General features: G+C 60.2%; 23 protein-coding genes and 4 tRNA genes. 17 read left to right on the top strand and 10 right to left on the bottom strand.

What is annotated here, in order from left to right:
* Window positions 1–57: 57 nt before the first annotated feature.
* The 3 genes from AD659_RS20050 to AD659_RS20040 all read left to right on the top strand — a co-directional run bounded on the left by AD659_RS20050 (window position 58) and on the right by AD659_RS20040 (window position 481).
* Window positions 58–148: transfer RNA gene (locus AD659_RS20050), tRNA-Ser, on the top strand.
* A 107-nt stretch (window positions 149–255) separates the two neighbouring features.
* A tRNA-Arg gene (locus tag AD659_RS20045) sits at window positions 256–332 on the top strand.
* A 72-nt stretch (window positions 333–404) separates the two neighbouring features.
* A tRNA-Arg gene (locus AD659_RS20040) sits at window positions 405–481 on the top strand.
* Between the two features lie 40 nt (window positions 482–521).
* On the opposite strand, the gene AD659_RS20035 is transcribed toward AD659_RS20040, so the two are convergent.
* Window positions 522–1,025 (bottom strand): cell envelope protein SmpA, encoded by a 504-nt coding sequence (locus AD659_RS20035; protein ID WP_053124396.1) that lies wholly within the window; start codon window positions 1,023–1,025, stop codon window positions 522–524.
* A 322-nt stretch (window positions 1,026–1,347) separates the two neighbouring features.
* Between AD659_RS20035 and mgtE the strand changes: the two genes are divergently transcribed.
* A complete protein-coding gene (gene mgtE / locus AD659_RS20030; RefSeq protein ID WP_053124394.1) occupies window positions 1,348–2,790 on the top strand; it encodes a magnesium transporter in 1,443 nt (480 codons plus the stop codon).
* A 428-nt stretch (window positions 2,791–3,218) separates the two neighbouring features.
* Here mgtE and AD659_RS20025 read toward each other — a convergent pair whose 3' ends face one another.
* The 3 genes from AD659_RS20025 to AD659_RS20015 all read right to left on the bottom strand — a co-directional run bounded on the left by AD659_RS20025 (window position 3,219) and on the right by AD659_RS20015 (window position 5,197).
* Entirely contained in the window at window positions 3,219–3,827 is a 609-nt protein-coding gene (locus AD659_RS20025; protein ID WP_053124392.1) for a LysE family translocator, read from the bottom strand.
* Between the two features lie 77 nt (window positions 3,828–3,904).
* Window positions 3,905–4,714 carry an AraC family transcriptional regulator gene (locus AD659_RS20020; protein WP_053124389.1) on the bottom strand — a complete coding sequence of 270 codons (810 nt, stop codon included), beginning with the start codon at window positions 4,712–4,714 and terminating at the stop codon, window positions 3,905–3,907.
* Between the two features lie 156 nt (window positions 4,715–4,870).
* Window positions 4,871–5,197, bottom strand: a complete 327-nt coding sequence (locus AD659_RS20015; protein ID WP_053124387.1) for an Arc family DNA-binding protein — start codon at window positions 5,195–5,197, stop codon at window positions 4,871–4,873.
* A gap of 529 nt (window positions 5,198–5,726) precedes the next feature.
* On the opposite strand from AD659_RS20015, the gene AD659_RS20010 reads away from it, so the two are divergent.
* From AD659_RS20010 to AD659_RS19990, 5 genes are all read left to right on the top strand, one after another.
* Window positions 5,727–5,803, top strand: a tRNA-Arg gene (locus AD659_RS20010).
* 504 nt (window positions 5,804–6,307) lie between these two features.
* Window positions 6,308–7,915 (top strand): tetratricopeptide repeat-containing response regulator, encoded by a 1,608-nt coding sequence (locus tag AD659_RS20005; RefSeq protein ID WP_053124386.1) that lies wholly within the window; start codon window positions 6,308–6,310, stop codon window positions 7,913–7,915.
* Window positions 7,908–8,600: a sensor histidine kinase gene (locus AD659_RS20000; RefSeq protein WP_053124384.1), complete on the top strand. Its 693-nt coding sequence runs from the start codon at window positions 7,908–7,910 to the stop codon at window positions 8,598–8,600. The genes AD659_RS20005 and AD659_RS20000 overlap by 8 nt, the downstream gene beginning before the upstream one ends.
* Before the next feature lie 328 nt (window positions 8,601–8,928).
* Window positions 8,929–10,170: a glutamine synthetase family protein gene (locus AD659_RS19995; protein WP_162277329.1), complete on the top strand. Its 1,242-nt coding sequence runs from the start codon at window positions 8,929–8,931 to the stop codon at window positions 10,168–10,170.
* A 70-nt stretch (window positions 10,171–10,240) separates the two neighbouring features.
* Entirely contained in the window at window positions 10,241–11,596 is a 1,356-nt protein-coding gene (locus tag AD659_RS19990; protein ID WP_053124381.1) for an MFS transporter, read from the top strand.
* Between the two features lie 60 nt (window positions 11,597–11,656).
* Here the strand turns inward: AD659_RS19990 and AD659_RS19985 are convergent, their stop codons facing one another.
* The 4 genes from AD659_RS19985 to flgA all read right to left on the bottom strand — a co-directional run bounded on the left by AD659_RS19985 (window position 11,657) and on the right by flgA (window position 14,265).
* Window positions 11,657–12,403, bottom strand: a complete 747-nt coding sequence (locus AD659_RS19985) for a flagellar brake protein (protein ID WP_053124379.1) — start codon at window positions 12,401–12,403, stop codon at window positions 11,657–11,659.
* A gap of 92 nt (window positions 12,404–12,495) precedes the next feature.
* Window positions 12,496–12,963, bottom strand: coding sequence for a flagella synthesis protein FlgN (locus AD659_RS19980; RefSeq protein ID WP_053124377.1), 468 nt, complete (start codon window positions 12,961–12,963; stop codon window positions 12,496–12,498).
* A 47-nt stretch (window positions 12,964–13,010) separates the two neighbouring features.
* On the bottom strand, window positions 13,011–13,328 hold the full coding sequence (gene flgM, locus AD659_RS19975) for a flagellar biosynthesis anti-sigma factor FlgM (RefSeq protein WP_053124375.1): 318 nt from the start codon (window positions 13,326–13,328) through the stop codon (window positions 13,011–13,013).
* A 172-nt stretch (window positions 13,329–13,500) separates the two neighbouring features.
* Window positions 13,501–14,265: a flagellar basal body P-ring formation chaperone FlgA gene (flgA, locus tag AD659_RS19970; protein ID WP_053124373.1), complete on the bottom strand. Its 765-nt coding sequence runs from the start codon at window positions 14,263–14,265 to the stop codon at window positions 13,501–13,503.
* Window positions 14,266–14,343: 78 nt separating this feature from the next.
* Here flgA and AD659_RS19965 point away from each other — a divergent pair, with 78 nt between their 5' ends.
* From AD659_RS19965 to flgE, 6 genes are all read left to right on the top strand, one after another.
* Window positions 14,344–15,270 (top strand): chemotaxis protein CheV, encoded by a 927-nt coding sequence (locus AD659_RS19965; RefSeq protein WP_014339783.1) that lies wholly within the window; start codon window positions 14,344–14,346, stop codon window positions 15,268–15,270.
* A gap of 58 nt (window positions 15,271–15,328) precedes the next feature.
* The gene (cheR, locus tag AD659_RS19960) at window positions 15,329–16,156 is read left to right on the top strand and encodes a protein-glutamate O-methyltransferase CheR (RefSeq protein ID WP_003204735.1); all 828 of its coding nucleotides are present in this window, start codon (window positions 15,329–15,331) and stop codon (window positions 16,154–16,156) included.
* A 351-nt stretch (window positions 16,157–16,507) separates the two neighbouring features.
* Window positions 16,508–16,915 (top strand): flagellar basal body rod protein FlgB, encoded by a 408-nt coding sequence (gene flgB / locus AD659_RS19955; RefSeq protein ID WP_053124371.1) that lies wholly within the window; start codon window positions 16,508–16,510, stop codon window positions 16,913–16,915.
* Window positions 16,916–16,918: 3 nt separating this feature from the next.
* Window positions 16,919–17,362, top strand: a complete 444-nt coding sequence (gene flgC, locus AD659_RS19950) for a flagellar basal body rod protein FlgC (protein WP_053124368.1) — start codon at window positions 16,919–16,921, stop codon at window positions 17,360–17,362.
* A gap of 15 nt (window positions 17,363–17,377) precedes the next feature.
* Window positions 17,378–18,100, top strand: a complete 723-nt coding sequence (flgD, locus tag AD659_RS19945; protein WP_053124366.1) for a flagellar hook assembly protein FlgD — start codon at window positions 17,378–17,380, stop codon at window positions 18,098–18,100.
* Window positions 18,101–18,128: 28 nt separating this feature from the next.
* Complete coding sequence (flgE, locus tag AD659_RS19940) at window positions 18,129–19,445, top strand: flagellar hook protein FlgE (protein ID WP_053124364.1); 1,317 nt, start codon at window positions 18,129–18,131, stop codon at window positions 19,443–19,445.
* A 272-nt stretch (window positions 19,446–19,717) separates the two neighbouring features.
* Here flgE and AD659_RS19935 read toward each other — a convergent pair whose 3' ends face one another.
* Window positions 19,718–22,609 carry a ribonucleoside-diphosphate reductase subunit alpha gene (locus tag AD659_RS19935; RefSeq protein WP_053124363.1) on the bottom strand — a complete coding sequence of 964 codons (2,892 nt, stop codon included), beginning with the start codon at window positions 22,607–22,609 and terminating at the stop codon, window positions 19,718–19,720.
* A gap of 883 nt (window positions 22,610–23,492) precedes the next feature.
* Here AD659_RS19935 and AD659_RS19930 point away from each other — a divergent pair.
* Together AD659_RS19930 and AD659_RS19925 are read left to right on the top strand one after the other, a co-directional pair.
* The gene (locus tag AD659_RS19930) at window positions 23,493–24,215 is read left to right on the top strand and encodes a response regulator (protein ID WP_053124361.1); all 723 of its coding nucleotides are present in this window, start codon (window positions 23,493–23,495) and stop codon (window positions 24,213–24,215) included.
* Window positions 24,212–25,822, top strand: a complete 1,611-nt coding sequence (locus tag AD659_RS19925; RefSeq protein WP_053124360.1) for an ATP-binding protein — start codon at window positions 24,212–24,214, stop codon at window positions 25,820–25,822. Before AD659_RS19930 ends, AD659_RS19925 begins: the two co-directional genes overlap by 4 nt.
* A 105-nt stretch (window positions 25,823–25,927) precedes the next feature.
* Here the strand turns inward: AD659_RS19925 and AD659_RS19920 are convergent, their stop codons facing one another.
* Window positions 25,928–26,653: a 4'-phosphopantetheinyl transferase family protein gene (locus tag AD659_RS19920; RefSeq protein ID WP_053124358.1), complete on the bottom strand. Its 726-nt coding sequence runs from the start codon at window positions 26,651–26,653 to the stop codon at window positions 25,928–25,930.
* Window positions 26,654–26,770 lie beyond the last annotated feature (117 nt).

Genomic DNA, 26,770 nt, shown 5'->3' with positions numbered 1-26,770 from the left:
ATCGATTTTTATGTTTGCAAACGGGGATGAAGGTGGTTAATATACGCCCCGTGTTGCGGAGAGCTGGCCGAGTGGCCGAAGGCGCTCCCCTGCTAAGGGAGTACACCTCAAAAGGGTGTCGGGGGTTCGAATCCCCCGTTCTCCGCCATTATTCGTTTAGTGCGTTAGAGCCTGGCTTGATCAGTAAGTGATTGAAATTACTGAAAAAAGCGCTTTACAAAAGGATTTGACGACCTATAATGCGCGGCAACAAATGCACTCGTAGCTCAGCTGGATAGAGTACTCGGCTACGAACCGAGCGGTCACAGGTTCGAATCCTGTCGAGTGCACCATTTAAGAGTCGTTTGCAGCAATGCAAATAACTTGGCTTCAACCAGTTGTGATCTGGTATAAAACCACAACTTGCACTCGTAGCTCAGCTGGATAGAGTACTCGGCTACGAACCGAGCGGTCACAGGTTCGAATCCTGTCGAGTGCACCAAACACCAAAAAGCCCGCGTTTAACGCGGGCTTTTTGCTGTCTACGATTTACCTTTCACACATCCCCTCTCATCGAACACGACCTCGGCGCTGCGACCTTTCTTCGCCTTGTAGGTATACCGTGTGCTCGAATTCCGAATCTTGATTGAATCTGGCTTGCCCAAGGCACTCTCCACGTCCTGTTGGCTCATGCCGGCGACGATGCGTCGTTCCAGGATGGCATCCCGGCGTTGCCTGGCATCGATGAGGTTCCCGCAGCGGTCCTGGACCTGACCCACCACGGTCGGTTCCTTGCGGGTGGTTGTGTTGCCGGATGTTTGCCGGCGCTCCGCCTCGGGCAGCATCGCTTCGGTCGTCGGCTCGGTCGAACCTGGGCTGTACGGGTGGATCTGCTGCAGCGACAGGGCTTCTCCCGGGCCGCAGCTCAAGGTGGTGAATGTCACGTGCCCCGCAATACTTTCGCAGCGGTGCACGGTCTGCCCGGCCGCCCACAAAGGCAGGCAGGGCAGGGCGGCGAGCAGGAACAGGTAGTGGCTGACGGGCATCCGGTCGTCCTCCTTGACGGTGCAGGAGAAAAGGGTAGTCGCTGCATTCCTGCCGGCGCGTGTGTTTTCTTTTCTGGATAAGTCGTCGTAGAGGAACAGGTTCAGCCTGGGTTCAGGTTTGTCTCGCAAGCGCTTGTTCTTGCCATGATTTTTTAGCGTTTTAAAGCGTCAAGCGGTGTATGATTGCGCCCGTCAGCCCCGCCGGGGCTTTGGAATATCTCCATGGACTTACCCAGTAGTTACTCAATTTTTAGTTTTGCCAATCATGAATTAACTGATTGATCCTTCCGGCGTGCTCCACTGCTGGGAGTGGAGTTCGCCTATGACCCAAGTAGAAGTCAAAAAAACGCAGGAAAGCCTTCAGGATCGTCTCGCTCAAGTCGTTGAGCTGCTGCAGCGCCAGCGGGTCGTCGAAGACCTGACGCATCGCCAGGAAGGCCCGCATCATGACCGGGTCGAGAACCTGGTCCACCGGCAGAATCTCGTCGAGTTGCAACGCAAGCTCGATGACCTGCACTCCGCCGACGTCGCCTACATTCTTGAAGCCCTGCCACTGGAAGAGCGCCTGACGGTCTGGCAGTTGGTCAAGGCTGATCGCGACGGTGACATCCTGCTCGAAGTGTCGGACTCGGTTCGGGAAACCCTGATCGCCGACATGGATGATCACGAGTTGCTGGCGGCGGCCAAGGAAATGGACGCCGACGAACTCGCCGACCTTGCGCCCGAACTGCCACGGGACGTTGTCCACGAACTGATGGAAGCCCTCGACGGCCAGCAGCGTGAGCGTGTGCGCTCGGCGTTGTCCTATGACGAGGAGCAAGTCGGTGCGCTGATGGACTTCGAGATGGTGACGATCCGCGAGGATGTCAGCCTTGAAGTGGTCTTGCGTTACCTGCGTCGCCTAAAGGAGCTGCCCGGCCATACCGACAAGCTTTTCGTGGTCGACTACGACGGCGTGCTCAAGGGCGTGCTGCCCATCAAGCGTCTGCTGGTCAACGACCCGGAAAAACAGGTGGCCGAAGTCATGGCCAGCGACCCGGTGAGCTTTCACCCGGACGAAGACGCCTACGATGCGGCCCAGGCGTTCGAGCGTTATGACTTGATTTCTGCGCCGGTGGTCGACAAGAACGGCAAGCTGATCGGCCGTCTGACCATCGATGAAATGGTCGACTTGATTCGTGAGGAAAGCGAAAGCGAAGTCCTCAACATGGCCGGTCTGCGCGAAGAAGAAGACATCTTCGCTTCGGTCTGGAAGTCCCTGCGTAACCGCTGGGCCTGGCTGGCGATCAACCTGATCACGGCGTTTGTCGCTTCCCGGGTCATTGGCCTGTTCGAAGGCTCCATCGAGAAGCTGGTGGCGCTCGCGGCGCTGATGCCCATCGTCGCCGGTATCGGTGGCAACTCCGGTAACCAGACCATCACCATGATTGTCCGTGCCATGGCGCTGGACCAGGTCAGCACCGGCAATACATCACGATTGATGCGCAAGGAGCTGGCTGTCTCCTTGATCAACGGCGTGATTTGGGGTGGGGTGATTGGCGCGGTGGCTTACCTGCTTTATGGCAGCTGGTCGCTGGGGGTGGTCATGACAGCCGCGATGACGCTCAACCTGCTGTTGGCAGCATTGATGGGGGTATTGATCCCCATGACCCTGGCCCGCATGGGGCGCGATCCTGCCATGGGCGCCAGCGTCATGATCACCGCCGTGACCGACAGCGGCGGCTTTTTCATTTTCCTGGGGTTGGCGACGATTTTTCTACTCTGATCGTTCGTCAGGAAACCGGCCTGCTTGGCGTTTACTTGGAAAAAAATGGCGCTTCCTTCAGAAATGGGAAGCGCCTTTTTTTTGGGGCTTCTTTTGATTGCTGGGGCGTCACCCAAAGCAAGGCAGCCGGCAGGTACAGTCGCTTATGCAACGGCGCCACGCTATCGCGAGCAAGCTCCCCACATGGATTGGCGAGTGTTCACGATGTGTGCACGACACAAAAACCTGTGGGAGCGAGCTTGCTCGCGATGACGCCGGCACATCCACCATTCATGTGACTGGACCACCGCCTTCGCGAGCAGACTCGCTCCCACCATTGGGTCGGAGTACGGCTGCCAGAACCAGGTCGGCTATAAGGTCGCCTCGGGGTGGTCCCCGGAGCAATGCCTCCGTTCAGAGGCGCCGAGCCTAAGCGAATCCTCTGCGTATCACTGCATCAACGCCAGCCGTGCAGCCAGCAACACAAAGGCTGCCGAGAATAGGCGGCGCATCCACCGCAGCACTGGCGGACGCTCCAGAACATGGTGGCGCATCGATGCGCAGAACACACCATAAAGGGTGAAGATGGCAAAGGTAATCGCCATAAAGACGAAGCTTAGCTGCAGCATGCGCCCCATGGCGTTCGTTTCTCCTGGCGCAAGAAATTGCGGCAGAAAAGCCAGAAAGAAAATCGACAGCTTTGGATTCAGCAGGTTGAGCAAGATTCCCGCAACAATCACCGCCCCATTGGATCGCGGCGTCTTGTTCGGATCAATGTCCAATGCTCCGCGGCTCTGGAGCGTGCTCCGTGCCATCCAAAGCAGGTAAGCGACGCCAAGGTACTTGATGACCTCAAAGGCCAGCATGCTGGCATGCAACAGTGCCGCGAGGCCTGTGGTGGCTGCCAGCATGTGTGGCACGACCCCCAGGGTGCAACCGAATGCGGCTACCACGCTTGCGCGCCAGCCTTGGGCCAGGCCGGCCGCCACCGTATAGACCACGCCGGTGCCAGGCGAGGCGACCACGATCAGGGAGGTGAGAAGAAAATCGAGGTTCATGCAGCGCGTCCTTGGAGTGATTGAGACTCCAGCCTGCCTGTCATGAAAAGGGGGATCTTGAACGAAATTGCAGGGCGCTAGTGCCCTTGTCGGGCGTACATGCCTGGTGAGAACCCAAAGCTGCGCACGAAGCATCGGGTCATATGGCTCTGGTCCGCAAAACCACTGGCAAGGGACGCATCGGCCAGCGGCATGCCCGCCGCGATCAGGTGTCGGGCTCGCTGAATACGTCGTTGCAGCAGATAGGCGTGGGGCGTCAATCCAGTCAGGCGGGTGAGCGCGCGTACGAGCTGAAAGCGACTTAAATCGGCTTCCCTGGCGAGCAAGGCAAGTGACAAGGGTGACTGCGGATCGTCGTCGATCATGGCTTTCGCACGGCTTGCCGCGACCCTTGGCATAGACGATACCGGCATGGGGCGGTCCAGCAAATGTTCGAGCAAAAGCGCCAGCGTCTCTTCGATCTTCAGGTGGTCGCCAAGCGCCTCGGCGTGAGCGATTGTTCGATACAGGGTGCGGAACAATTCGGCCGCAGGCGGGTTTTGCAGAACCGGATAAGCGAACTCGCTGGCGCAGATGCCCCCCTCCCTGCTCATGTCCTCGAATGCCTGCGCGATCAGCGGTGGGTCGAAATACAGCATCTGCCAGCGACGCTTTCCGTCTCCGATGGGGGCACCGTCATGCACTTCGGCCGGATTGACCGATATAAGATCACCAGCGGTGGCCTCTACCGGGCCTCGGCCGCTGGCTGAGCGTTGCGCCCCGCGCACAAGCAAACCAATGCCAAAGTGTTCGTGCATATGCCGGGCAAACGTTCGATCCGAATCGGCCTCGACGATTTCCACGCCCAGCCCTGCGATTCTTCGAACCTTGAATGCATGACCTGTCATGCAGGCCTCCAAGCCCCTGTTGTTGGTTGATCAATTTAGCACCACTGCCATTGATCGGCAGGGGGGGGGGCTGCGATGAGCGCTCCAGGCAGGCCTGGGTCAAACGCCGGGCGAAAAAAAGCCAGCACGCGGCTGGCTTGAATATTTTAGCGGTGATCAGGTCGCGTCTGCGGCCATCTCGGCGTCATGGGCAATCAGCGAAACGAGGGCGTTCTGCTGGCGATGGGAGAGTTGTCGGAAGCGTTGAAGCAACTCGCGCTCATGCAAAGACAGCTCCGGGCTGTCCAGGCGCATGCTCAACTCTTCACCCAACGCACCTTCCTGAATCAGGCTTTGCTCCAGGCGCGCAATGATTTCAGAGTTCATGCTGCGATGATGATTACGAGCCACCTCGGCAATGCGTTCCCGCATTCCGTCTGGCAGACGTACGACGAACTTGTCAGCCGTACGGCTGGAATAAATTGCCTGTTTCATTGGGCGCATATTTATTTAACCGGTTAGTTCAGGGGAGCGGTTCTTGGGATTTGGCCGCAGGATGTCGATAGGACAAGCCCCATTGCCAAATGTTCAACCTGAATTGTTAAGAGGCCCGCATCATGCCTCAAAATTGCCAGATCATTGGCGCCAATTCTGTGACAAATTCTGATCCGGGTAAAGGCGTTATGCCAGCACCTTTCATCAAAAAATGCGGACTGGTTGGAAAAAAACAACAGGTTCGCAGTTTGTGACCGTCGGATTGTGTCGATGTGCCATACCGTCTGGCGGATAACGGAAATGGACAAAAGCTGTGCCGTCCCTGTCTTGTACAAGGATAGTGGCAAATGGCCGATTTACTAGGGTGAGCAAGCCAGGGGCGGATGAATGGTGACCGGGGGCCCGCCACTAAGGCCCTGCCGGCCTTCCCGGCAGTACCATTTGCCTACACTTAAAAGCAGGGACAACATGACAAACGCAGGGTAGGTCGTTAACATGCACGCCGTCCCGCGCACCGCATTTCTTGTGGTTGATTTGTGTCTCAGTAGCTCAATTGGATAGAGCATCCCCCTCCTAAGGGGAAGGTTGGCAGTTCGAACCTGCCCTGGGACACCATTATAAACAGTGAGTTAGCGCAATGACCGCTGACTTCTCCTGCTTGCCTTCCCCTTTCCTCCAACGATCAACCCAGGCTTGATCGCGCCGTTCATGCCTTGCACCGCTTCCTTGTTCCTCAAGCTGTGACCGATTGCCCATTTTTACCCTTCTGTATCGAGCTTGCTTTCGCTCGGTTGCGCAGCAACCGCCAAAAAACAGGTCCGCTGCGCGCCCCAGCGGGAGCAAGCTCCCTCGCCACGGGTGTTCAGCCGGTCCTCGGTAATTGGTTTCTCCGACACCTTCCCCTTAACGGAACGCCATCGCCTGCCGATAACCCGATGAGCCCGTTTCTCTTTAACGTTTCGGCTCGCAATGTGCGTCACGGCACAGCCAGGCCAAGCGGGTGCTGAAATCCCTTGAACGTTGCTGGCTGGTGGCTATCATCTGCGCGCCTCGGGGTTGTGACACGGCGTTTCGTTGTTCTGCCATTGGGTTATTTTCTTACTTGCCTGGACATCCTCGATGCTGGCGTACCACCAAAAAAGTTTTCTGATCGTCGATGATTTCTCGGATTTCCGCAGTTCGATCCGCTCCATGCTGCGTGAGCTGGGCGTCAAGGACGTGGACACCGCCGACACCGGAGAAGTGGCGCTGCGCATGTGCTCGCAGAAGCGCTATGACTTCATCCTGCAGGATTATCACCTGGGCGACGGGCGCAAGAATGGCCAGCAGGTGCTCGAAGACCTGATGGTCGAGAAGTTGATCAGCCATGAAAGTGTCTTCCTCATGGTGACCGCCGAGACCAGCCAGGCGATGGTGCTCAGTGCCTTGGAGCACGAGCCGGATGCGTACCTGACCAAGCCGTTCAACCGCTCCGGCCTGGCCCAGCGGCTGGAGCGGCTCGAGCAGCGCAAGACTCTGCTCAAGCCGATCCTGCAAGCCCTCGACCGTGGCAAGCCAATGGAAGTGCTCAATGCCTGCATCGCCCTGTGCAAACAGGACCCGCGCTACGGGCCGTTGTGCTTGCGTTATCGCGCCGATGCGTTGCGCGACCTGAATCAGAACGAAGCCCTTGAGCGGCTGTACAACTCGATCATCGCGGATCGCCCGTTGCCGTGGGCCTACGCGGGGCTGGGCAAGTTGATGTTCAAGCGCGGCCAAGTGGCGCAGGCCAAGGCCGTTTATGAAAAGGCCTTGAAAGTCTTTCCGATGATGCCGGCGTTGTACGACGGCATGGCCGAAGTGCTGATGGCCGAAGGCGACACCAAACAGGCGCAGCACGTGCTGGAAGAAGCGGTGCGTCTGTCGCCGCTGGCGGTGCGCCGTCAATCGTTGCTGGGCAAGCTGGCGATGGCCAACGAAGACTACGACACGGCGTCCCGGGCTTATCGACAGGCGGTCGGGCAGGGGGCGCAGTCGCGCTTCAAGGACCCGGAAAGCAACCTCGGCCTGGCCCATGCGCTGATCAGCAAGGGCAGCGAAAAAGGCCTCGATACCCGGACCCGGCTGGAGATCAACACGACCCTCAGTGCGGTGGCGAAGGATAACCTCAACGATCCCGGGCTGCAGGTCCGGGCGCGGCTGATGAAGGCCACCAGCCTGTTGCTCAACGATGCCGAAACCGCCGAAAAGCTCACCGAACAGGCCTTGCAGCGCCTCGATGGCATGGAGCAATTCATGAGCGCCGAGGCCGCGTTGCTGGTGGCCAAGCAGTTGCAAATGCTTGGCCAGACCAGCGCCGGCGAGTCGATGCTCAAGAACTGCGCGGAAATCTACGGTGATGACCCGACGGTGATGCAAGGCATCGCCAAGCTCACCGACGACCCGAACATCCTCAATCAGGGCAATGCCGCCGCCGAGTTGAACCGCGAAGGCGTGCGCGTCTACAAGACCGGCGCATTGCCAGAGGCGCGAGAGCTGTTCCGCCGCGCGCTGAAGATGCAACCGAAGAACATCAGTATTGCCCTGAACATGGCGCAATCGCTGCTGCATGGCACCGACACCAGCGTGGAGTCGGAACTGCTGCAGGAGTGCCGCGCCTGCCTGAAACTGGTGGGCATGATGCCCGACACCGATGCGCGTTTTGCGCGTTATCAAAAACTGCGAAGCAAGGCATTTGGCGATGAATGACAGCGAACAGGCACTCGATTTCTCCACGGTGATCGCGTCGACAGTGCACGACATGAAAAACTCCCTGACCTTGCTCATGCAGGCGCATACGCAATGGCTCGAGCGTTTGCCCGACGCCCAGCGGCAGACCTCGGAGCAGGGCGTCATCGAGTTCGAGTTCGCCCATCTCAATGGCCTCATGGTGCAGTTGCTGGGGCTGTACAAACTCGGTGTCAACCAGTTGCCGTTGCACCCGGCCTACCATGAGTTGGACGACTTCATCGAGGCGCAACTGGCCGGCCATCAGGACTTGTTCCGCAGCCGTGGGATCGTGGTCACCTACGACGTCGATCCGCTCAGCCCCCTGGGTTTTTTCGACCGTGAGCTGGTGGCGTCGGTGCTCGACAACTGCATCAACAACGCCATTCGCCATGCGCGCCAAGCATTGCTGATCAGCGTGAGCGACGAAGCCGGGCAACTGGTGCTGACCATCAACGACGACGGCGAAGGTTACCCGCCGCAGATGATCGAGCGTCAGGCCGAGTATGTGCAAGGTATCAACCACAGCAGCGGCAGCACCGGGCTGGGCCTGTACTTCGCCGCGCGGATCGCCGGGCTGCACCAGCGTGGCGGCGTGAGTGGGCGGACCGAGATCGCCAATGGCGGTGTGTTGGGCGGTGGGGTGTTCCGGCTTTATTTGCCCTGAGCGATCGTCCTGACAATACCAATCTCCTGTGGGAGCGAGCTTGCTCGCGATAGCGGTGTATCAGTCAACTCAATATTGGCTGAGCCGACGCCATCGCGAGCAAGCTCGCTCCCACATTCGTATTGCATAAGATTTTAATTGCCTCCGGGTGCTTGATATTCCGAACAGCTGGAGCCTATTTTGTACGGGTTGCCGTTCGCGGCTCGCACATAACAAGGATTGCGTCATGACGACCGATGGCCAGCGTTCACTCGCGCAGCGACTGACGGGCATTGATGAGATTGAATGTGTCACGCCGGATTTGAACGGCGTGCCGCGGGGCAAGGTGATGACCGCCGAAGGTTTCCTCGAAGGCCGGCGGTTGCAGTTGGCGCGGGGGGTGCTGCTGCAGTGCATCATGGGCGGTTATCCGCCGTCGCGTTTCTACGGCAGCGACGACGGCGACCTGGCGCTGGTGGCCGATCCGAAACAGATCCATCGCCTGCCCTGGAGCCAACAGCCCCGTGCCCTGGCGATCTGTGACGCCGATGAATTGGCCGGTGAAAGCTCCCGACTCTCGACGCGTGGCCAGCTCAAAGCGGTTGTCGCACGTTATGCCGCCCTTGGCCTGACGCCGGTGGTGGCGACTGAGCTGGAATTCTTCGTGTTCGCCCCCAACCCGGACCCGACCCAGCCGTTCCAGCCGCCGCTGGGCCTGGATGGGCGGCGCGAGGACGGCCAATCGGCGTTCAGCGTCAGCTCCAACAATGGCCTGCGTCCGTTCTTCAGTGAGGTCTATGAATGCATGGCGGCGCTGGGCTTGCCTCGCGACACCTTCATGCATGAAATGGGCGTGAGCCAGTTCGAGATCAATCTGCTGCACGGCGATCCTGTGTTGCTGGCCGACCAGACCTTCCTGTTCAAGCACCTGCTCAAGGAAGTCGCCCTCAAGCATGGCCTGACCGTGGTCTGCATGGCCAAGCCCCTGGCCCACACGCCGGGCAGTTCGATGCATATCCACCAGAGCGTCGTCGAGGCGAGCAGCGGTCGCAACGTGTTCAGCGACGAAGCGGGCGAACCGACGGCGGCGTTCCGGCATTTCATCGGGGGGCAACAGGCGTGCCTGGCGGACTTCACCGCGTTGTTCGCGCCCAACGTGAATTCCTACCAGCGCCTGTGCCACCCGTTCGCCTCACCGAACAATGCCTGTTGGTCCCATGACAACCGTTCGGCCGGGTTGCGGATTCCCGCCAGTTCGCCGCTGGCCCGACGGGTCGAGAACCGCTTGCCCGGGGCCGATGCCAATCCCTACCTGGCAATCGCCGCCAGCCTGGCCGCTGGGTTGTATGGGATTGAACATCGGCTGGAACCGAGCGCGGCGATCCAGGGTGAATTCGAAGTGCCGGATAATCTGTCGCTGCCATGTACCTTGCATGCCGCCCTGGAGCGTCTGAAGCGTAGTCATCTGGCGAAGGAACTGTTCGGCACGGAGTTCATCGAAGGCTACATCGCCTCCAAGACCCTGGAACTGACCAGTTTCTTCGACGAAATCACGCCCTGGGAGCGGCGTGTCCTCGCGGCCCAGGCCTAACCAACCGTCGCATTCGGGCTATCTTCAATAGATAGCCCTTACTCACCTCAAGGAGCCGCTCGGAACGCCGATGCGCCAAATCTGGAAACCTTTTCGAGCGCTTTATTTCGCCTCGCTGATGATGTTGATCGGCTCGGGCCTCTTGAGTACTTACCTGGCCTTGCGCCTGGCCGCCGACCATGTGGACAGCCTCTGGGTCGGTGCGCTGATGGCCGCCAACTATTTCGGCCTGGTGCTGGGCGGCAAGATTGGCCACCGGCTGATCGCCCGCGTCGGGCACATCCGCGCCTACTCGGCCTGCGCCGGGATCGTCGGGGCGGCGGTGCTGGGCCATGGCCTGGTGGACTGGCTGCCGGCCTGGATCGTGCTGCGGATGATCGTCGGCCTCGGCATGATGTGCCAGTACATGGTCATCGAGAGCTGGCTCAACGAACAGGCCGACGCCAAGCAGCGCGGGGTGGTGTTCAGCGGATACATGATCGCCTCGTACCTGGGGCTGGTGCTGGGCCAGTTGATTCTGGTCGTGCACCCGGCCCTGGGACTTGAGTTGTTGATGCTGGTGGCGCTGTGCTTCGCCTTGTGTCTGGTGCCGGTGACACTGACCCGTCGGATTCACCCGGCCCCGCTGCATCCTGCACCGATGGAGCCGCGTTTCTTTATAAAACGCGTGCCACAGTCTTTGACCACGGTGTTGGGCTCTGGGCTGATCGTGGGTTCCTTCTACGGCCTGGCGCCGCTGTACGCCTCCCAGCAGGGCCTGAGCACCGAACAGGTCGGTCTGTTCATGGGCTGCTGCATTTTTGCCGGCCTGTTGGTGCAGTGGCCACTGGGCTGGCTATCGGATCGTTATGACCGAGCGCTGCTGATCCGCTGCTTCGCTCTGGCCTTGGTGGTTTGTGCATTGCCACTGGCCATCCTGTCGAAGGTGCCGCTGGAAGTATTGTTCGTCGCGGGGTTCTGCTGTTCGTTGGTGCAGTTTTGCCTGTACCCGCTGGCGGTGGCGTTTTCCAACGACCACGTCGAGGGCGATCGCCGGGTGTCGCTCACGGCGATGCTGTTGGTGACCTACGGCGTGGGCGCCAGTATCGGCCCATTGGCGGCCGGGGTGCTGATGAAGCTGTTCGGCAGCCAGATGTTGTATGGCTTCTTCGCCCTGTTTGCGTTGGTACTCGTGTGGCGGATTCGGCCGAAAGCGGTCACCAATCTGCATCAGGTCGATGATGCGCCGCTGCACCATGTGGCGATGCCGGACAACATGACCAGTTCGCCCTTGGTGGCGTGCCTCGATCCGCGGGTCGACGAACAGGTCGTGCAGGAGCAGATGCAGACGTCGCCCAGTCCGGAGATGGAGCCTGAGCCAGCCACCGAAGCCGCTGCGGAAACCGAGGAGCCCGAGGGCCCCAGTTTTACCCAGGCCAGGCCTTGAAACAGGCATAAAAAACGGGCAGTCACCGCAAGGGACTGCCCGTTTTTTATGCCTCGACGATCAGAGGTCGTCTTTGTCGAAACGACGGGCTTCGCGCTGGAGCTGATAGACGAACCGCTCGACTTGCCGTTGCACCAGGCCACTGATGTTGTGGAAGCGTACGCCGGCGAACGTGGTGTTGAATCTTTCTTCGAAGTGCAGATAACGCAGCTCGACCGGGGCGGTCATGTTGCCAAACGGCAGGGCTGCGATGAAGCGCTCATACACCTGGCCCAATTGCAGTCGTTCCGTGATATCGCCTTCGAAACGCAATTTGCAACCGGTGGCGGAAATGTCCAGCAGCTTGCCGTCCACGGGGGACTTCATCTTGTCGCCGCCCAGCTCAACGCTCACCAGCTGGGCCAGCTTCAAGGCGGCGCGGAAGGCGTTGCGACGTTGATGGTAGACCACTTCGTCAGGCAGGGCGCCGCGATAGCAGCGACCGTCGCTGGATTCATCGATGGTCAGTGGACCCTTGCCATCCCACGCAATGCGCACGCCGTCATGGAAGCCCTCGACGCGAAACGGCTCGCCGGCCAGCAGGAAACGTTCGCCGTCCCGGGGGATCATTTCATCCAGGGCGATGGAGTTGGTCTCGCGATCGACATTGACCAGATAGCTCTGGAAGCGCTGGGTACGTTCATGGAAGGTAATGATCAGCGGGTCGTGGCTATCTTGCAGCATCCGCAGGTTGCCGGAGATTTCCAGGGGCGTGGTGAGGACCTTGGGGGGCTGCGGAGCATCATCCGCGTTTGAGGCATTGAACACGGTGGGTCAATCTCCAGGCAAAATACGACTACGAATAGCCAGCATTTTGCCAGCATGTATCGTGCGTTGATAGAGCGAAGGCATCGTTCGTTTCATGCCTGGCTGAGCGGACGGTGCTTGACCATTCTGGCCGTCGAACCGCTGGCGTCATACAGCGTCGGGATTTCGCCACCGTTAAGAATGCGCAACTGGTTGGCGGTGGCGACCTGCTGCATCTGGATCGACTGGCCATTGCGGGTGTTGGTCGCCTGGCATTGGGCGAGCAAGTCGTTGAGCACTTTGCTCTGGGACAGCAACTGATCGCCGATGGTCGACTGGCTGGCCAACTGCTCAAGGCCGTCATGACTGGCGGGTAGGTTGAGGCTGGCGAGGATCTCGCTGCGCTTGCGGCCATGCTGGTCGAGCAAGATGATCAGAGCCTGTTTCTGCGCCAGGATGTTTTCCAGCAAAGGCATGTCACGACCGTGCAGTGCCACGGATTCGGCCTGCAATAACTCCAGCAATTGTTGCGCTGGAACAAAGTCGTCGATGATCAGTTGCAATAATTGAGTGTCGTGCATGGCTGGCCTTGGGTCTTAGCGTCCAAAAGCCTGGCGCAGGCGGCGGCCTAGCGCTGGGCTTCGAAGTTGAGCAGTTTGCTGGCTACGCGGTTGCTGTCGACTTTGTAGCTGCCATCGGCGATGGCTGCTTTCAACTCGGCCACGCGGGCGTTGTCGACGACAGGTTGATCGCGCAGCTTGTCAGTGACCTTCTGCAACTGCTGAGCCTCATTGCTGAGGTGTACCGACTCCCCGTTGCTGACCTGTTCGGCTGGCGTGGACAGCGGCGCGGATTTGTCGGTTTCGACAGTTTCCTTGGTGGCGCTGGTACGCGTAGTGCCTGTCAGCGGTGAAGAGCTGTTTAAACGATTGAAATCGATGACCATGGTAAAAAACCTCTGGGTATTTGGACGCTTGCCATGTTTTCGGCCATCCCCCAAAAAACTTTAGGCTCATTTATTCAATGAACGTGCGCACGTCTGCGCTTGCCTTTGCGTAAGGCACAGTCTAGGGAACACCGGGATCAAGCGCCAGCTTTCTACCTCCTCTACCGAGTCATTACATCGCCACTTCCACTTGGCCTGGGGCCATCACCTGCGCCTTGATGACGCGCTGGGAATTGAGGTTTTTTACCCGTATCTGTTCGCGCATGCCGCCGTTGGACAAGGCTTCGCCGGGCATCCGCACGGCCAGGGAGCCGCTGCGGGCGGTGATGACCACCTGGTCGCCCTTGCGGACCACTTCGGCCTGTTCCAGGTGCACCAGTGTCACGACCTGGTCGGCGACCATTGGTCGGACAAGTTTCTGTCCGATGGCCTGATCGACGGAGGTCAGGAAACCCTGGCTGATCTGGCTGACGTCCCGTTCGCGCAACATGACGTCCTGGGGCTCGACGATCCCGGCCCGCTTGAGCGGGCGCGTGGTCGTGACGATTTCCCGGAACAGGCGCACTTGGGCGGGCACGAACACCGTCCAGGGCGCGGCGCTGTCGCAACGGACCTTCACCGTGACACGGCCCAGGGGCCGGGCCGGGCTCTCCAGCGAAGCACTCAGTTCCCTGTCACACATGGGCATGCGCAGGCGCGGGTCGAGCTGGTTGACTTCGATTTCGTAACGACCTTCGGTTTGACTGGTTGCCAGGTAGTCTTCTACGGTGAATTCAAGAAAGCCCTGAGTGACGCCGATAAGGAGATCAGGCAAGGTAACCGGAACCGCCGCAAGGGCAGGAGCGCCCGAGGTGAACAGGCAGGCAGCCAGCAGTGCACCGAGCCAGTGGCGGCAGTGAGTGATCAGGCGTCGAGAAAATGTCGTTTGTGCGTTCATGCCGGTTCAATAGCAAGCCCCGTGCCGTTTAGTGATGAATGCGCGTCGGACACATTAGCGTTAGGTAGGAGTCAGGGCATGGCGGGAGTAATGGATTCGGTAAACCAGCGCACCCAGCTGGTCGGTCAGAATCGCCTGGAGCTGTTGTTGTTCCGTCTCGACGGCCAACAAATGTATGGGATCAACGTATTCAAGGTCCGCGAGGTGCTGCAATGCCCCAAGCTGACCCTGATGCCCAAGTCCAGCCCCGTCGTGTGCGGTGTGGCCAATATCCGGGGTGCGACCATCCCGATTCTCGACCTGGCGATGGCGACCGGTTCCGGTCGGCTGCTGGACCAGAGCAATCCGTTTGTGATCATCACCGAGTACAACACCAAGACCCAGGGTTTCCTGGTGCGCTCGGTGGAGCGCATCGTCAACATGAACTGGGAAGAGATCCATCCGCCGCCCAAGGGCACCGGTCGCGATCACTACCTGACGGCGGTGACGCGGGTCGATAACCAGTTGGTGGAAATCATCGACGTGGAGAAAATCCTCGCCGAAGTGGCGCCCACGCCGGAAACGATCTCCGTCGGTGTGGTGGATGCCGAGACCCAGCACAAGGCGGTTTCGCTGCGGGTGCTGACCGTCGACGATTCTTCGGTGGCCCGCAAGCAGGTGACCCGTTGCCTGCAAACGGTCGGCGTCGAGGTGGTGGCGTTGAACGACGGACGACAGGCGCTGGACTACCTGCGCAAGTTGGTCGACGAGGGCAAGAAACCCGAGGAAGAGTTCTTGATGATGATCTCCGACATCGAGATGCCGGAGATGGATGGCTACACCCTGACCTCGGAAATCCGCAGCGACCCGCGTATGCAAAAGCTGCACATCATCTTGCATACTTCATTGTCCGGTGTTTTCAACCAGGCGATGGTCAAGAAGGTCGGTGCCGACGATTTCCTGGCGAAGTTCCGCCCCGATGACCTGGCGTCCCGGGTGGTCGATCGGATCAAGGCAGCAGAATAAAGTAAAGGTCGGGCGCGTTGTGCGCCCGGCAAGTCAACACGATGAAAGAGGCGGTATCTTGTCTACGGGTAATTTGGATTTCGAACAGTTCCGGGTCTTCCTGGAAAAAGCCTGTGGCATCTTGCTTGGTGAAAACAAGCAATACCTGGTGTCGAGCCGTCTCAATAAATTGATGGAGCAACAGGGCCTCAAGTCATTGGGCGAGCTGGTGCAGCGTATCCAGACCCAACCGCGCAGCGGCTTGCGCGAGATGGTGGTGGACGCGATGACCACTAACGAAACCCTGTGGTTTCGTGACACCTATCCGTTCGAGGTCTTGAAGAACAAAGTGCTGCCAGCGGCCATCAAGGCCAGCCCGGGCCAGCGCCTGCGAATCTGGTCGGCGGCCTGTTCGTCGGGGCAGGAACCCTATTCGTTGTCGATGTCCATCGATGAGTTCGAGCGGAGCAACCTGGGCCAGTTGAAAGGTGGCGTGCAGATCGTCGCCACCGACCTGTCCGGCACCATGCTCAATAATTGCAAGACCGGCGAGTACGACAGCCTGGCCATCGGTCGAGGCCTGTCGCCGGATCGCCTGCAGCGCTACTTCGACCCGAAAGGGCCGGGTAAATGGGTGGTCAAGGCGCCGATCAAGAGCCGAGTGGAGTTCCGCTCGTTCAACCTGCTGGACAGCTACGCCAGCCTGGGCAAGTTCGACATCGTGTTCTGCCGCAACGTGCTGATCTACTTCTCGGCCGAAGTGAAGAAAGACATCCTGCTGCGTATCCACAGCACGCTCAAGCCGGGCGGCTACCTGTTCCTGGGCGCCTCCGAGGCGTTGAACGGTTTGCCGGATCATTACCAGATGGTCCAGTGCAGCCCGGGGATCATCTACCAGGCGAAGTGATGGGCTTGGGGTGTCAAAAAACGGGAGTCCATGGGCTCTCGTTTTTTTTGCCTGTTGATATTCATTCACCACCGTCCCCTGTGGGAGCGAGCCTGCTCGCGATGCGGTATTCCAGACGTCATCAATGTGAACTGACACACCGCTATCGCGAGCAGGCTCGTTCCCACAGTGGAACGCATTCATCCTGCAGAAGCGGCAGAAAAGCGGCAGCCGGCGGAAGCCGATTGCCGCTTTTCTGGCATTGCCGCTTTGCCGATCCCCGCAAAGCCCCGGTTTACGGGGCTTCTGAAAGTGGCACGACGCTTGCTAAAGCCATCGTACGTATATTCTGGTCACCCAAAGGTTTCCGACATGAGCATCAGCTTCGATAAAGCGCTCGGTATCCACGAACAGGCCCTGAGCTTCCGCGCCCAGCGTGCCGAAGTCCTGGCCAACAACATCGCCAACGCCGACACGCCGAACTACAAGGCGCGTGACCTGGACTTTTCCAAGGTGCTCGCCGAGCAGAACGAGAAGACCAAGAACGGCCACTTCGCCTTGAACATGACCAACAGCCGTCATATCGAAGCCGAAGGCCTGGGCAGTGGCGACGAATCGCTGATGTATCGCACGCCGATGCAACCGTCGATCGACCAGAACACCGTGGACGCTCAACTGGAACAGTCCAACTACGCGGAAAACTCCGTGAACTTCCAGGCCAGCTTCACCCTGCTCAACAGTAAGTTCAAAGGGCTGGTATCGGCCCTGCGCGGAGAGTAAGCCATGTCGATTGCTAGCGTATTCAACATTGCCGGCAGTGCCATGAGTGCCCAGACCACTCGCCTGAACACCGTCGCCAGTAACATCGCCAACGCCGAGACCGTTTCGTCGAGCATCGACCAGACCTACCGCGCCCGCCACCCGGTATTCGCCACCATGTTCCAGGGCGGCCAGTCCGGCGGCAGCGACTCGCTGTTCCAGGACCAGGACGCGGCGGGGCAGGGCGTACAGGTGCTTGGCGTGGTCGAGGACCAGAGCAACCTCGAAGCACGTTATGAGCCAAACCATCCGGCCGCGGACGCCAAGGGTTACGTCTATTACCCGAACGTCAACGTCGTTGAGGAAATGGCCGACATGATTTCCGCCAGTCGTTCGTTCCAGACCAACGCCGAAATGATGAACACCGCCAAAACCATGATGCAGAAGGTCCTGACCCTCGGTCAGTGATAAGGGGCGATTCATATGAGCGTTACCAGTACAACAGGCGGTTTGAGCCTCAACGAGATTCTGGCCAACTCCTCGGTCAAGACCAACACCACGACCGATGGCCTGGGCGCGGCTGCCAATGCGGCGACCGGGAAGAAAGAATTGGGCAAGGACGCGTTCCTGCAACTGCTCGTTACCCAGCTGAAAAACCAGAACCCGCTGGAGCCACAGGATAACGGCGAGTTCGTTGCCCAGTTGGCGCAGTTCAGCAGCCTGGAAGGCATCACCACGCTCAACGAAACCGTGAGCGGCATCGCCGGCAACTACAACTCGTCCCAGGCCCTGCAGGCTTCGTCCCTGGTCGGTCGCTCGGTGATCGCTCCCGGCGACAAGGCTGTGGTCGATACCTCCAAGAGCCTCAACGGCACGGTGGTGGTGCCGACATCGGTGTCCTCTGTCGCCGTCAAGATCGTGGACAAGGACGGCAAGACCGTTCGCACCATCGACCTGGGCAGCCAGAGCGCCGGCAACTCCGCCTTCATCTGGGATGGCAAGAACGACGCGGGCACGACGGTCGAATCGGGCACCTACACCTTCGCCGCTTCGACCACCATCGATGGCAAGGCCACGTCGCTGATCACCAACCTGCCGGCCACGGTCAGCAGCGTGACCATCAGTCAGACGGGCGGTGAGCTGATGCTCAACCTGGCCGGGCTGGGCAGCATCGCGCTGTCCAAAGTACAAACTATTGGTATGTAGAGCCGACTAACCGGCAAAAGGAGTCAACATGTCTTTCAACATCGGCCTTAGCGGTCTCTATGCAGCCAACAAACAGCTGGACGTGACCGGCAACAACATCGCCAACGTGGCGACCACCGGTTTCAAATCGTCCCGTGCGGAATTCGAAGATGTCTACTCGGCCACCAAGCTGGGTTCGGGCAGCAAGACCGTCGGCAACGGCGTGCGCCTGGCCAACGTTTCCCAGCAGTTCGGCCAAGGTGACGTGAACAACACCGGCAACGTGCTGGACATGGGCATCCAAGGCCAGGGCTTCTTTGTCTTGAGCAACGACGGTTCGCTGAGCTACACCCGTGCCGGTACCTTCAAGACCGACAAGGAAGGTTTCATCACCAACAGCGATGGCACTGCGCGCCTGCAGGGTTATGGCGTGGATGCCAACGGCAAGATCCAGAACGGCATCTTGACCGATCTGCGCATCGACACCTCGAACCTGCCGCCGACTGCCACCAGCCTGGTCTCCTCGACAATCAACCTGAACTCGACGGCGACGGCGATCACTGCGGCGTTCAATCCGGCTGACACGGCCACGTTCACCAAGCAGTTCACTACCCCGGTCTATGACACTCAAGGTAACCAGCACTCCATGGACCAATACATGGTCAAGACTGCCGGTAACACTTGGAACGTCTACACCTTGATCGATGGTCGTAACCTAAACGGCACCGCGCCGACCACGACTGGTGCGAACGCGCCTATTCCATCGACCATGAGCTTTGATTTGAACGGCAGGCTGACTCAGGTGAGCACTCCGCCAGTGCCGCCTGCCACCGCGCCGACCATCAACAACGACCTGGTATTGACCGGCTGGGTTCCTGGCACCGTGACCAACGGAACCTGGACCGCCAACGGTGCCGCCAGCGCGCCGACTATCACGATTTCCATGGGCAACACCACACAATACAACGCCGACACCGCCCGCTCGATTCCAACCCAGAACGGCTACGCCACCGGCCAGATCACCAACCTGACCATCGACGGCAGCGGTGTATTGCTGGCTAACTTCAGCAACAACCAGACCAAGCCGATCGGCCAGCTCGCGCTCGCCAGCTTCACCAACGAGCAGGGCCTGCAGCCGGTAGGCGGCACCAGTTGGAAAGAAACCTTCGCTTCGGGCATCCCAGGCTATGACGCCCCACAAACTGGTACCCTGGGTTCGATCGTTTCCAACTCCCTGGAAGAGTCCAACGTCAACCTGACCAACGAACTGGTCGAGTTGATCAAGGCGCAAAGCAACTACCAGGCGAACGCCAAGACGATCTCCACCCAGAGCACCATCATGCAAACCATCATTCAGATGACTTGATGCCGATGGTGGTTTGAAGGCTGCACAAGGAGCCCCTCGAAAGAGGGGCTTTTTCATGGGTGGCTATTTTGTGTTGGCTGTCCCGGCCTCATCGCGAGCAAGCTCGCTCCCACATTGTGACCTGTGTACACATACCCCTGTGGGAGCGAGCTTGCTCGCGATGAGGCCAGTCCAGGCGCCGACTTTTCTCCAGGCAAAAGAAAACCCCCGATAAACCAGCGGTCTATCGGGGGCTTCTTCAGCAGGCGCTTTTACACGCCCACCCGCTCAGCTTATTGGCAAGCTTCGCAATCCGGCTCGTCAATGGCGCAGGCCTTTGGCACTGGCGCCGGTCCTGCTGGAGCAGCCAGGACCGAATCGTCACCGTGGTTGCCGCCGCTGGAAACCGCGTTCAGCTTGCCGGTGTTGATGGTCGACTTCTCGGTGCTGGTGGCGGCCAGGGCACGGAGGTAGTAAGTGGTTTTCAGGCCACGGTACCAGGCCATGCGGTAGGTCACGTCCAGCTTCTTGCCCGAGGCGCCGGCGATGTACAGGTTCAGCGACTGAGCCTGGTCGATCCACTTCTGGCGACGGCTGGCGGCGTCGACGATCCATTTGGTGTCCACTTCGAACGCGGTGGCATAGAGCGCTTTGAGCTCTTGCGGGATGCGTTCGATCTGCTGCACCGAACCGTCGTAGTACTTCAGGTCGTTGATCATGACCGAGTCCCACAGGCCGCGAGCCTTGAGGTCGCGAACCAGGTACGGGTTGATCACGGTGAATTCGCCCGACAGGTTCGATTTCACATACAGGTTCTGGTAGGTCGGTTCGATCGACTGCGACACGCCGGTGATGTTGGCGATGGTGGCGGTCGGTGCGATGGCCATGATGTTGGAGTTACGGATGCCTTTCTGCACACGGGCGCGAACCGGTGCCCAGTCCAGGGATTCGTTCAGGTCAACGTCGATGTACTTCTGGCCGCGCTGGGCGATCAGGATCTGTTGCGAGTCCAGCGGCAGGATGCCCTGGGACCACAGCGAACCCTGGAACGTCTCGTAGGCGCCACGCTCGTCGGCCAGGTCGCAGGAAGCCTGGATCGCGTAGTAGCTGACCGCTTCCATGGACTTGTCGGCGAACTCGACGGCAGCGTCCGAACCATACGGGATGTGCTGCAGGTACAGCGCGTCCTGGAAGCCCATGATGCCCAGGCCGACCGGACGGTGCTTGAAGTTGGAGTTCTTCGCTTGCGGCACCGAGTAGTAGTTGATGTCGATCACGTTGTCGAGCATGCGCACGGCGGTGTTCACGGTGCGTTGCAGCTTGGCGGTGTCCAGCTTGCCGTCGACGATGTGGTTCGGCAGGTTGATCGAGCCCAGGTTGCAGACCGCAATCTCGTCCTTGTTGGTGTTCAAGGTGATCTCGGTGCACAGGTTCGAGCTGTGGACCACGCCCACGTGCTGCTGCGGGCTGCGCAGGTTGCACGGGTCCTTGAAGGTCAGCCATGGGTGGCCGGTTTCGAACAGCATCGAGAGCATCTTGCGCCACAGGTCTTTGGCCTGGACGACTTTGAACAGCTTGATCTTGTTGTACTCGGTCAGGGCTTCGTAGTACTCGTAGCGCTCTTCGAAAGCCTTGCCGGTCAGGTCGTGCAGGTCCGGCACTTCGGATGGCGAGAACAGGGTCCACTTGCCGTCGTCGAAGACACGCTTCATGAACAGGTCAGGGATCCAGTTGGCGGTGTTCATGTCGTGGGTACGACGACGGTCATCACCGGTGTTCTTGCGCAGCTCGATGAACTCTTCGATGTCCATGTGCCAGGTTTCCAGGTAGGCACAGACCGCGCCCTTGCGCTTGCCGCCCTGGTTGACCGCAACGGCGGTGTCGTTGACCACTTTGAGGAACGGCACGACGCCCTGGGATTTGCCGTTGGTGCCCTTGATGTACGAGCCCAATGCGCGCACCGGGGTCCAGTCGTTGCCCAGGCCGCCAGCGAATTTCGACAGCATGGCGTTGTCGTGGATCGCGCCGTAGATGCCCGACAGGTCATCCGGAACGGTGGTCAGGTAGCAGCTCGACAGTTGCGGACGCAGGGTGCCGGCGTTGAACAGGGTCGGGGTCGACGCCATGTAGTCGAAGGACGACAACAGGTTGTAGAACTCGATCGCACGGTCTTCGCGCTGCTTCTCTTCGATCGCCAGGCCCATGGCTACGCGCATGAAGAAGATCTGCGGCAGTTCGAAACGCACGCCATCCTTGTGGATGAAGTAACGGTCGTACAGGGTTTGCAGGCCCAGGTAGGTGAACTGCTGGTCACGCTCGTGGTTGATCGCCTTGCCGAGTTTTTCCAGGTCGAATTCGGCCAGGACAGGGTTCAGCAATTCGAACTCGATACCCTTGGCGACGTAGGCCGGCAAGGCCTTGGCGTACAGGTCGACCATTTCGTGGTGGGTCGCGCTCTCGGCGACTTCCAGGAAGCTCAGGCCTTCGGCACGCAGGGTGTCCATCAGCAGGCGGGCGGTCACGAAGGAGTAGTTCGGCTCGCGTTCCACCAGGGTCCGCGCGGTCATCACCAGCGCGGTGTTGACGTCCTTGAGGGCGACGCCGTCATAGAGATTCTTCAGGGTTTCGCGCTGGATCAGGTCGCCATCGACCTCTTCCAGGCCTTCGCAGGCCTCGGTGACGATGGTGTTCAGACGGCCCATGTCCAGCGGCGCCAGGCTGCCGTCGGCGCGTGCGATGCGGATCGAAGGGTGGGCCTGGACCGGTGCGTCGGCCGGGGAGCGGGTAGCACGTTCCTTGGCGCGGGAGTCACGGTAGATCACGTAGTCGCGGGCCACTTTCTGCTCGCCGGCACGCATCAGGGCCAGTTCGACCTGGTCCTGGATTTCTTCGATGTGGATGGTGCCGCCCGAAGGCATGCGACGCTTGAAGGTCGCGGTGACCTGTTCGGTCAGGCGAGCCACGGTGTCGTGGATTCGCGACGAAGCGGCGGCGGTGCCACCTTCAACTGCGAGAAACGCTTTGGTGATGGCGACGGTGATCTTGTCATCGGTGTAAGGAACGACAGTGCCGTTACGCTTGATCACACGCAGTTGGCCCGGCGCGGTGGCGGACAGATCCGGGCTCGAATCGGCGGCCAGCGGCGCGGTGCCCTGCGGGTTCTCGCGAGTTGTGTCGGTGTGCATGGGTGTCTCCACGTTCTCTATGTTTGTTTGGGCACCATCACGGTGCCCACCGTTCCGTCCTGAAGCACTACAACCGACTGGCGCCGGGCATAACAACTTCGGGACAGTAGGAAGCAGGCGTTTAATGCTGCTTCCATCCGAAGTTCTCAGGTTGCGAGCAGGGCTCGAAACCGGGTTGCCGGGGTGGCAGCAATTGACTGCAACACCCGTACCGTTTCGGTCGCTTTCGACCTTGAAACAGTTGCCATCCGCAGGGGCGGTCTGGGCTTGGGGAAATGCGATGTTTCAGTTGGACAGAAGCAAGAAAAGCGCTTGAATTCTCTGCCCGACTTGTGTTTGGTTTTTGGCCTGAAACCCTACATGTAGGGTTTTTTACGCGGCGGGCTACAAGATAATGCGTTTTCGGGGGGTATGCAACGTACTACCTGTGGATAAGCCTGTGCGTAATTTGTGTGCGAAACGTAGAACAGCTCTGTAGGCCGCGACCTAGCTGGAGTGGACCTTTTTTCATCGGTTTCGACGATCCGAAAACAGCCCGGCAGTTTTTTGCGGGCGCGGACGTTACCACATAAAAGCCACCCGATCGAAACGCATTTGTCCGCTTGTTTTCTGGGCAGGCGACGTTTATACAATCGGCCCATGCATGGGTGTGTTTATCCTCCTTTAACATGACAAAAAGATGGGTGGAGCAGTGGAGCTGCGTAGGAGCTGTCGAGTGCAACGAGGCTGCGATCTTTTCCCAGACACTTGAATCTCAAGTGAAAGATCAAAAGATCAAAAGATCGCAGCCTTCGGCAGCTCCTACAGAACTCTGCGTGAGCAATCTGGCCACAGGGGTTTGCGCTGATCCTTCCTTTTATATTCGCAGCAAGACGAGGCCCCAGTGGAACAAGAAGCCTGGCAGGTATTGATCGTCGAGGATGACCAGCGTCTGGCCGAGCTGACCCGGGAATACCTCGAAAGCAACGGGTTGCGGGTCGCCATCGAAGGCGACGGAGCGGTGGCGGCGGCGCGGATCATTGCCGAGCAACCGGACCTGGTGGTCCTGGACCTGATGCTGCCCGGCGAAGACGGCCTGAGCATTTGCCGCAAAGTGCGCGAGCACTATGACGGGCCGATCCTGATGCTCACCGCCCGCACCGACGACACCGATCAGATCCAGGGCCTGGACCTGGGCGCCGATGACTACGTCTGCAAGCCGGTTCGCCCGCGTCTGCTATTGGCACGCATCCAGGCCCTGCTGCGGCGCAGCGAGCCGGAGCCGAGTACGGCGCAGAAGCCACGGCGCCTGCAATTCGGCCCGCTGGTGGTCGACGACGCCCTGCGCGAAGCCTGGTTGCAGGGCAACGGTATCGAGCTGACCAGCGCCGAGTTCGACCTGCTGTGGCTGCTGGTGTCCAATGCCGGGCGCATCCTGTCCCGGGAAGAAATCTTCACCGCCCTGCGCGGCATTGGCTATGACGGCCAGGACCGTTCCATCGACGTGCGCATTTCACGCATTCGCCCCAAGATCGGCGACGACCCGGACCATCCACGATTGATCAAGACCATCCGCAGCAAAGGCTATCTGTTCGTTCCTGAAGCTTGCGTAGACTTGGCGCCGTGAATTCGATCTTCCTGCGTATTTATGGCGGCATGTGCGCGGCGCTGGTGTTGGTGGCGGTCCTCGGCGTGCTGGCCCTGCACCTGCTCAACCAGACCCGCGGCGAGCAATACCGCGAGCGCCTGGCCCACGGCACGTTTTCGTTGATGGCTGATAATCTGCGGCCGATGAACGACACCGAGCGACGCCGGGCGCTGGCGGTGTGGGAGCGCCTGCTGGGCATTCCCCTGGCGTTGCAGACCTTCTCCCAGACTGACCTCGACCTGGGCCAGCGCACCCGCGTACTGCGCGGCCAGGCACTGGTCGAGCAGACCGGGCCGCACGCGGCGAAAGTCTATCGGCTGGTCAATGATGCCGAGCAATTGATGCTGGTGGGGGAGGTCCAGCAGATCAGCGAGCAATTGGCCCGCGCGACCATTTACCTGTTGGCTGACGAGCTGGTGCGTTACCCGGTGGCCGAACAGCCCAAGCGGCTGGCGCAGCTGGAACAGGAAAAAGGCTTTGGTTTCGACCTGCGACTCATGACCGCCGAGCAGGCCGACATGGACGAAGACCAGCGCCGTCGCGTGTCGGAGGGCGATACGGTGATGGCCCTGGGCAAGGGCGGCGACTCCATCCGGGTCTTCGCCGGCATGGTCGGCACGCCGTGGGTGCTGGAGATCGGCCCGCTGTACCAGATGAACCCTTATCCGCCGCAATGGCTGGTGCTGATCGCGGCGCTGGGGTTGAGCCTGATCGGCTTGATCGTCTACCTGTTGGTGCGTCAGTTGGAGCGGCGCTTGCGTGGCCTGGAGTCGGCCGCCACGCAGATCGCCCAAGGCAGCCTGGAAACCCGGGTGCCGGCCCGAGGCGCCGACTCGGTCGGGCGACTGGCCGCAGCGTTCAACGGCATGGCCGAACACCTGCAGCAACTGTTGGCGATTCAGCGCGAACTGGTGCGGGCGGTGTCCCACGAATTGCGCACCCCGGTGGCGCGCCTGCGCTTCGGCCTGGAAATGCTCGGCAGCGCCACCACGCCCCAGGCCCGGGACAAATACCTGGCGGGCATGGACCACGACATCGAAGACCTGGATCGGCTGGTGGATGAAATGCTCACCTACGCGCGCCTGGAACAAGGTTCACCGGCCTTGAATTTCCAGCGGGTGGATCTGGATGCGCTGGTCAATCAAGTGATCGATGAACTGGGGCCGTTGCGGGCCGGGATCACGGTCGAGCGCGGTCTATGCCTGTCGGCCGCCGATTGCGATGGCGCCTGGGTCGAGGCCGAGCCACGTTTTCTGCATCGCGCCTTGCAGAATCTGGTGGGCAATGCCATGCGCCACGCCCATTCCAAGGTCACGGTCAGCTACCAGGTGGGCCAGTTGCGCTGTCGCGTGGACGTGGAAGACGACGGGCCGGGCGTGCCGGAAGCGGCGTGGGAGCGGATCTTCAAACCCTTCCTGCGCCTGGACGACAGCCGCGCCCGGGCGTCGGGCGGTCATGGGCTGGGGCTGTCGATCGTGCGGCGGATTATCCACTGGCACGATGGCCGGGCGCTGATCGGCAAGAGCAAGAGCCTGGGTGGGGCGTGCTTCAGCTTGAGTTGGCCAAGGCATCAGGACAGGTCTTGAGAGATGTGGCGACCCCATCGCGAGCAGGCTCGCTCCCACATTGGAATGCAGTCACCTGTGGGAGCGAGCCTGCTCGCGAAGGCGGTACTCCCGACACTACAAGTCTCAGGCCTTGACCCCCACCAGGCTCAACAACTGCCCATCCTTCACCCCAAACTGCGCCTGCAACTCACTGCCATGGCACCACTCGGCCGACAGGTCCGTCAGCAGGCGCAGTCGCACCTGCCCGTCGTGTGTCCAGTCCAGCACCTCGGCATGTTCGAAGTAAAAACGCTGCCTGACGATGGGGTACAGCGCCTTGAACAGGCTTTCCTTGACTGAAAAGGTCAGGGTCACCAGCAAGGCCTGGTCATCGCGCGTGAGCCGGGCCATGCGCTGCAATTCTGGCGAGGTGAGAATTTCACCGGCCAGGCGTTCGGCGCGTTCGGGGTCGAGCAGGTTTTCCACGTCCATGCCCAAGCCTTGCCAGTGTTCTTTTTTCGCGACGATGGCCGCTGCCCGGCCAGTACTGTGGGTGATCGAGCCGCTGATATGCGCCGGCCATACAGGGGCGCGGTCTTCGCCAATGGCCGGCACGCAAATCTGGCCGTCGACTCGCTGCAACGCCGCCCGGGCGCAGATCCGCCCGGCCAGGAACTCTGCCTGACGCTTGGCCACCGAGCGCTGGATGCTCGCCGGTGGCTCGATGGCGCTGTTGGGGAAGTCGGCGCCTACCAGCAACAACGGGTCGAAGCGGGTACTCAGCAGCACCGTATCGGGCAGGGCGTCGGGCAATAGCCAGTGCTCATCCAGGGGCGAGCAGCAGGCGGGCAGGGCGGGGAGTGTCTTCATGCCGGGCATTTTGCCGGGTTGGCTGGAGGCTGGGTAGTGGGGGGCGTGTGTAGGGAGCAGAGGCCGGCTTTTTGTGGCGAGGGAGCTTGCTCCCGCGGGGCTGCGAAGCGGCCCCAA

Origin of the sequence: Pseudomonas thivervalensis (genome assembly GCF_001269655.1) — a bacterium.
In the GTDB taxonomy this organism is placed as follows: Bacteria; Pseudomonadota; Gammaproteobacteria; order Pseudomonadales; family Pseudomonadaceae; genus Aquipseudomonas; species Aquipseudomonas thivervalensis.
This window is presented reverse-complemented; position numbering and strand designations above follow the sequence as displayed.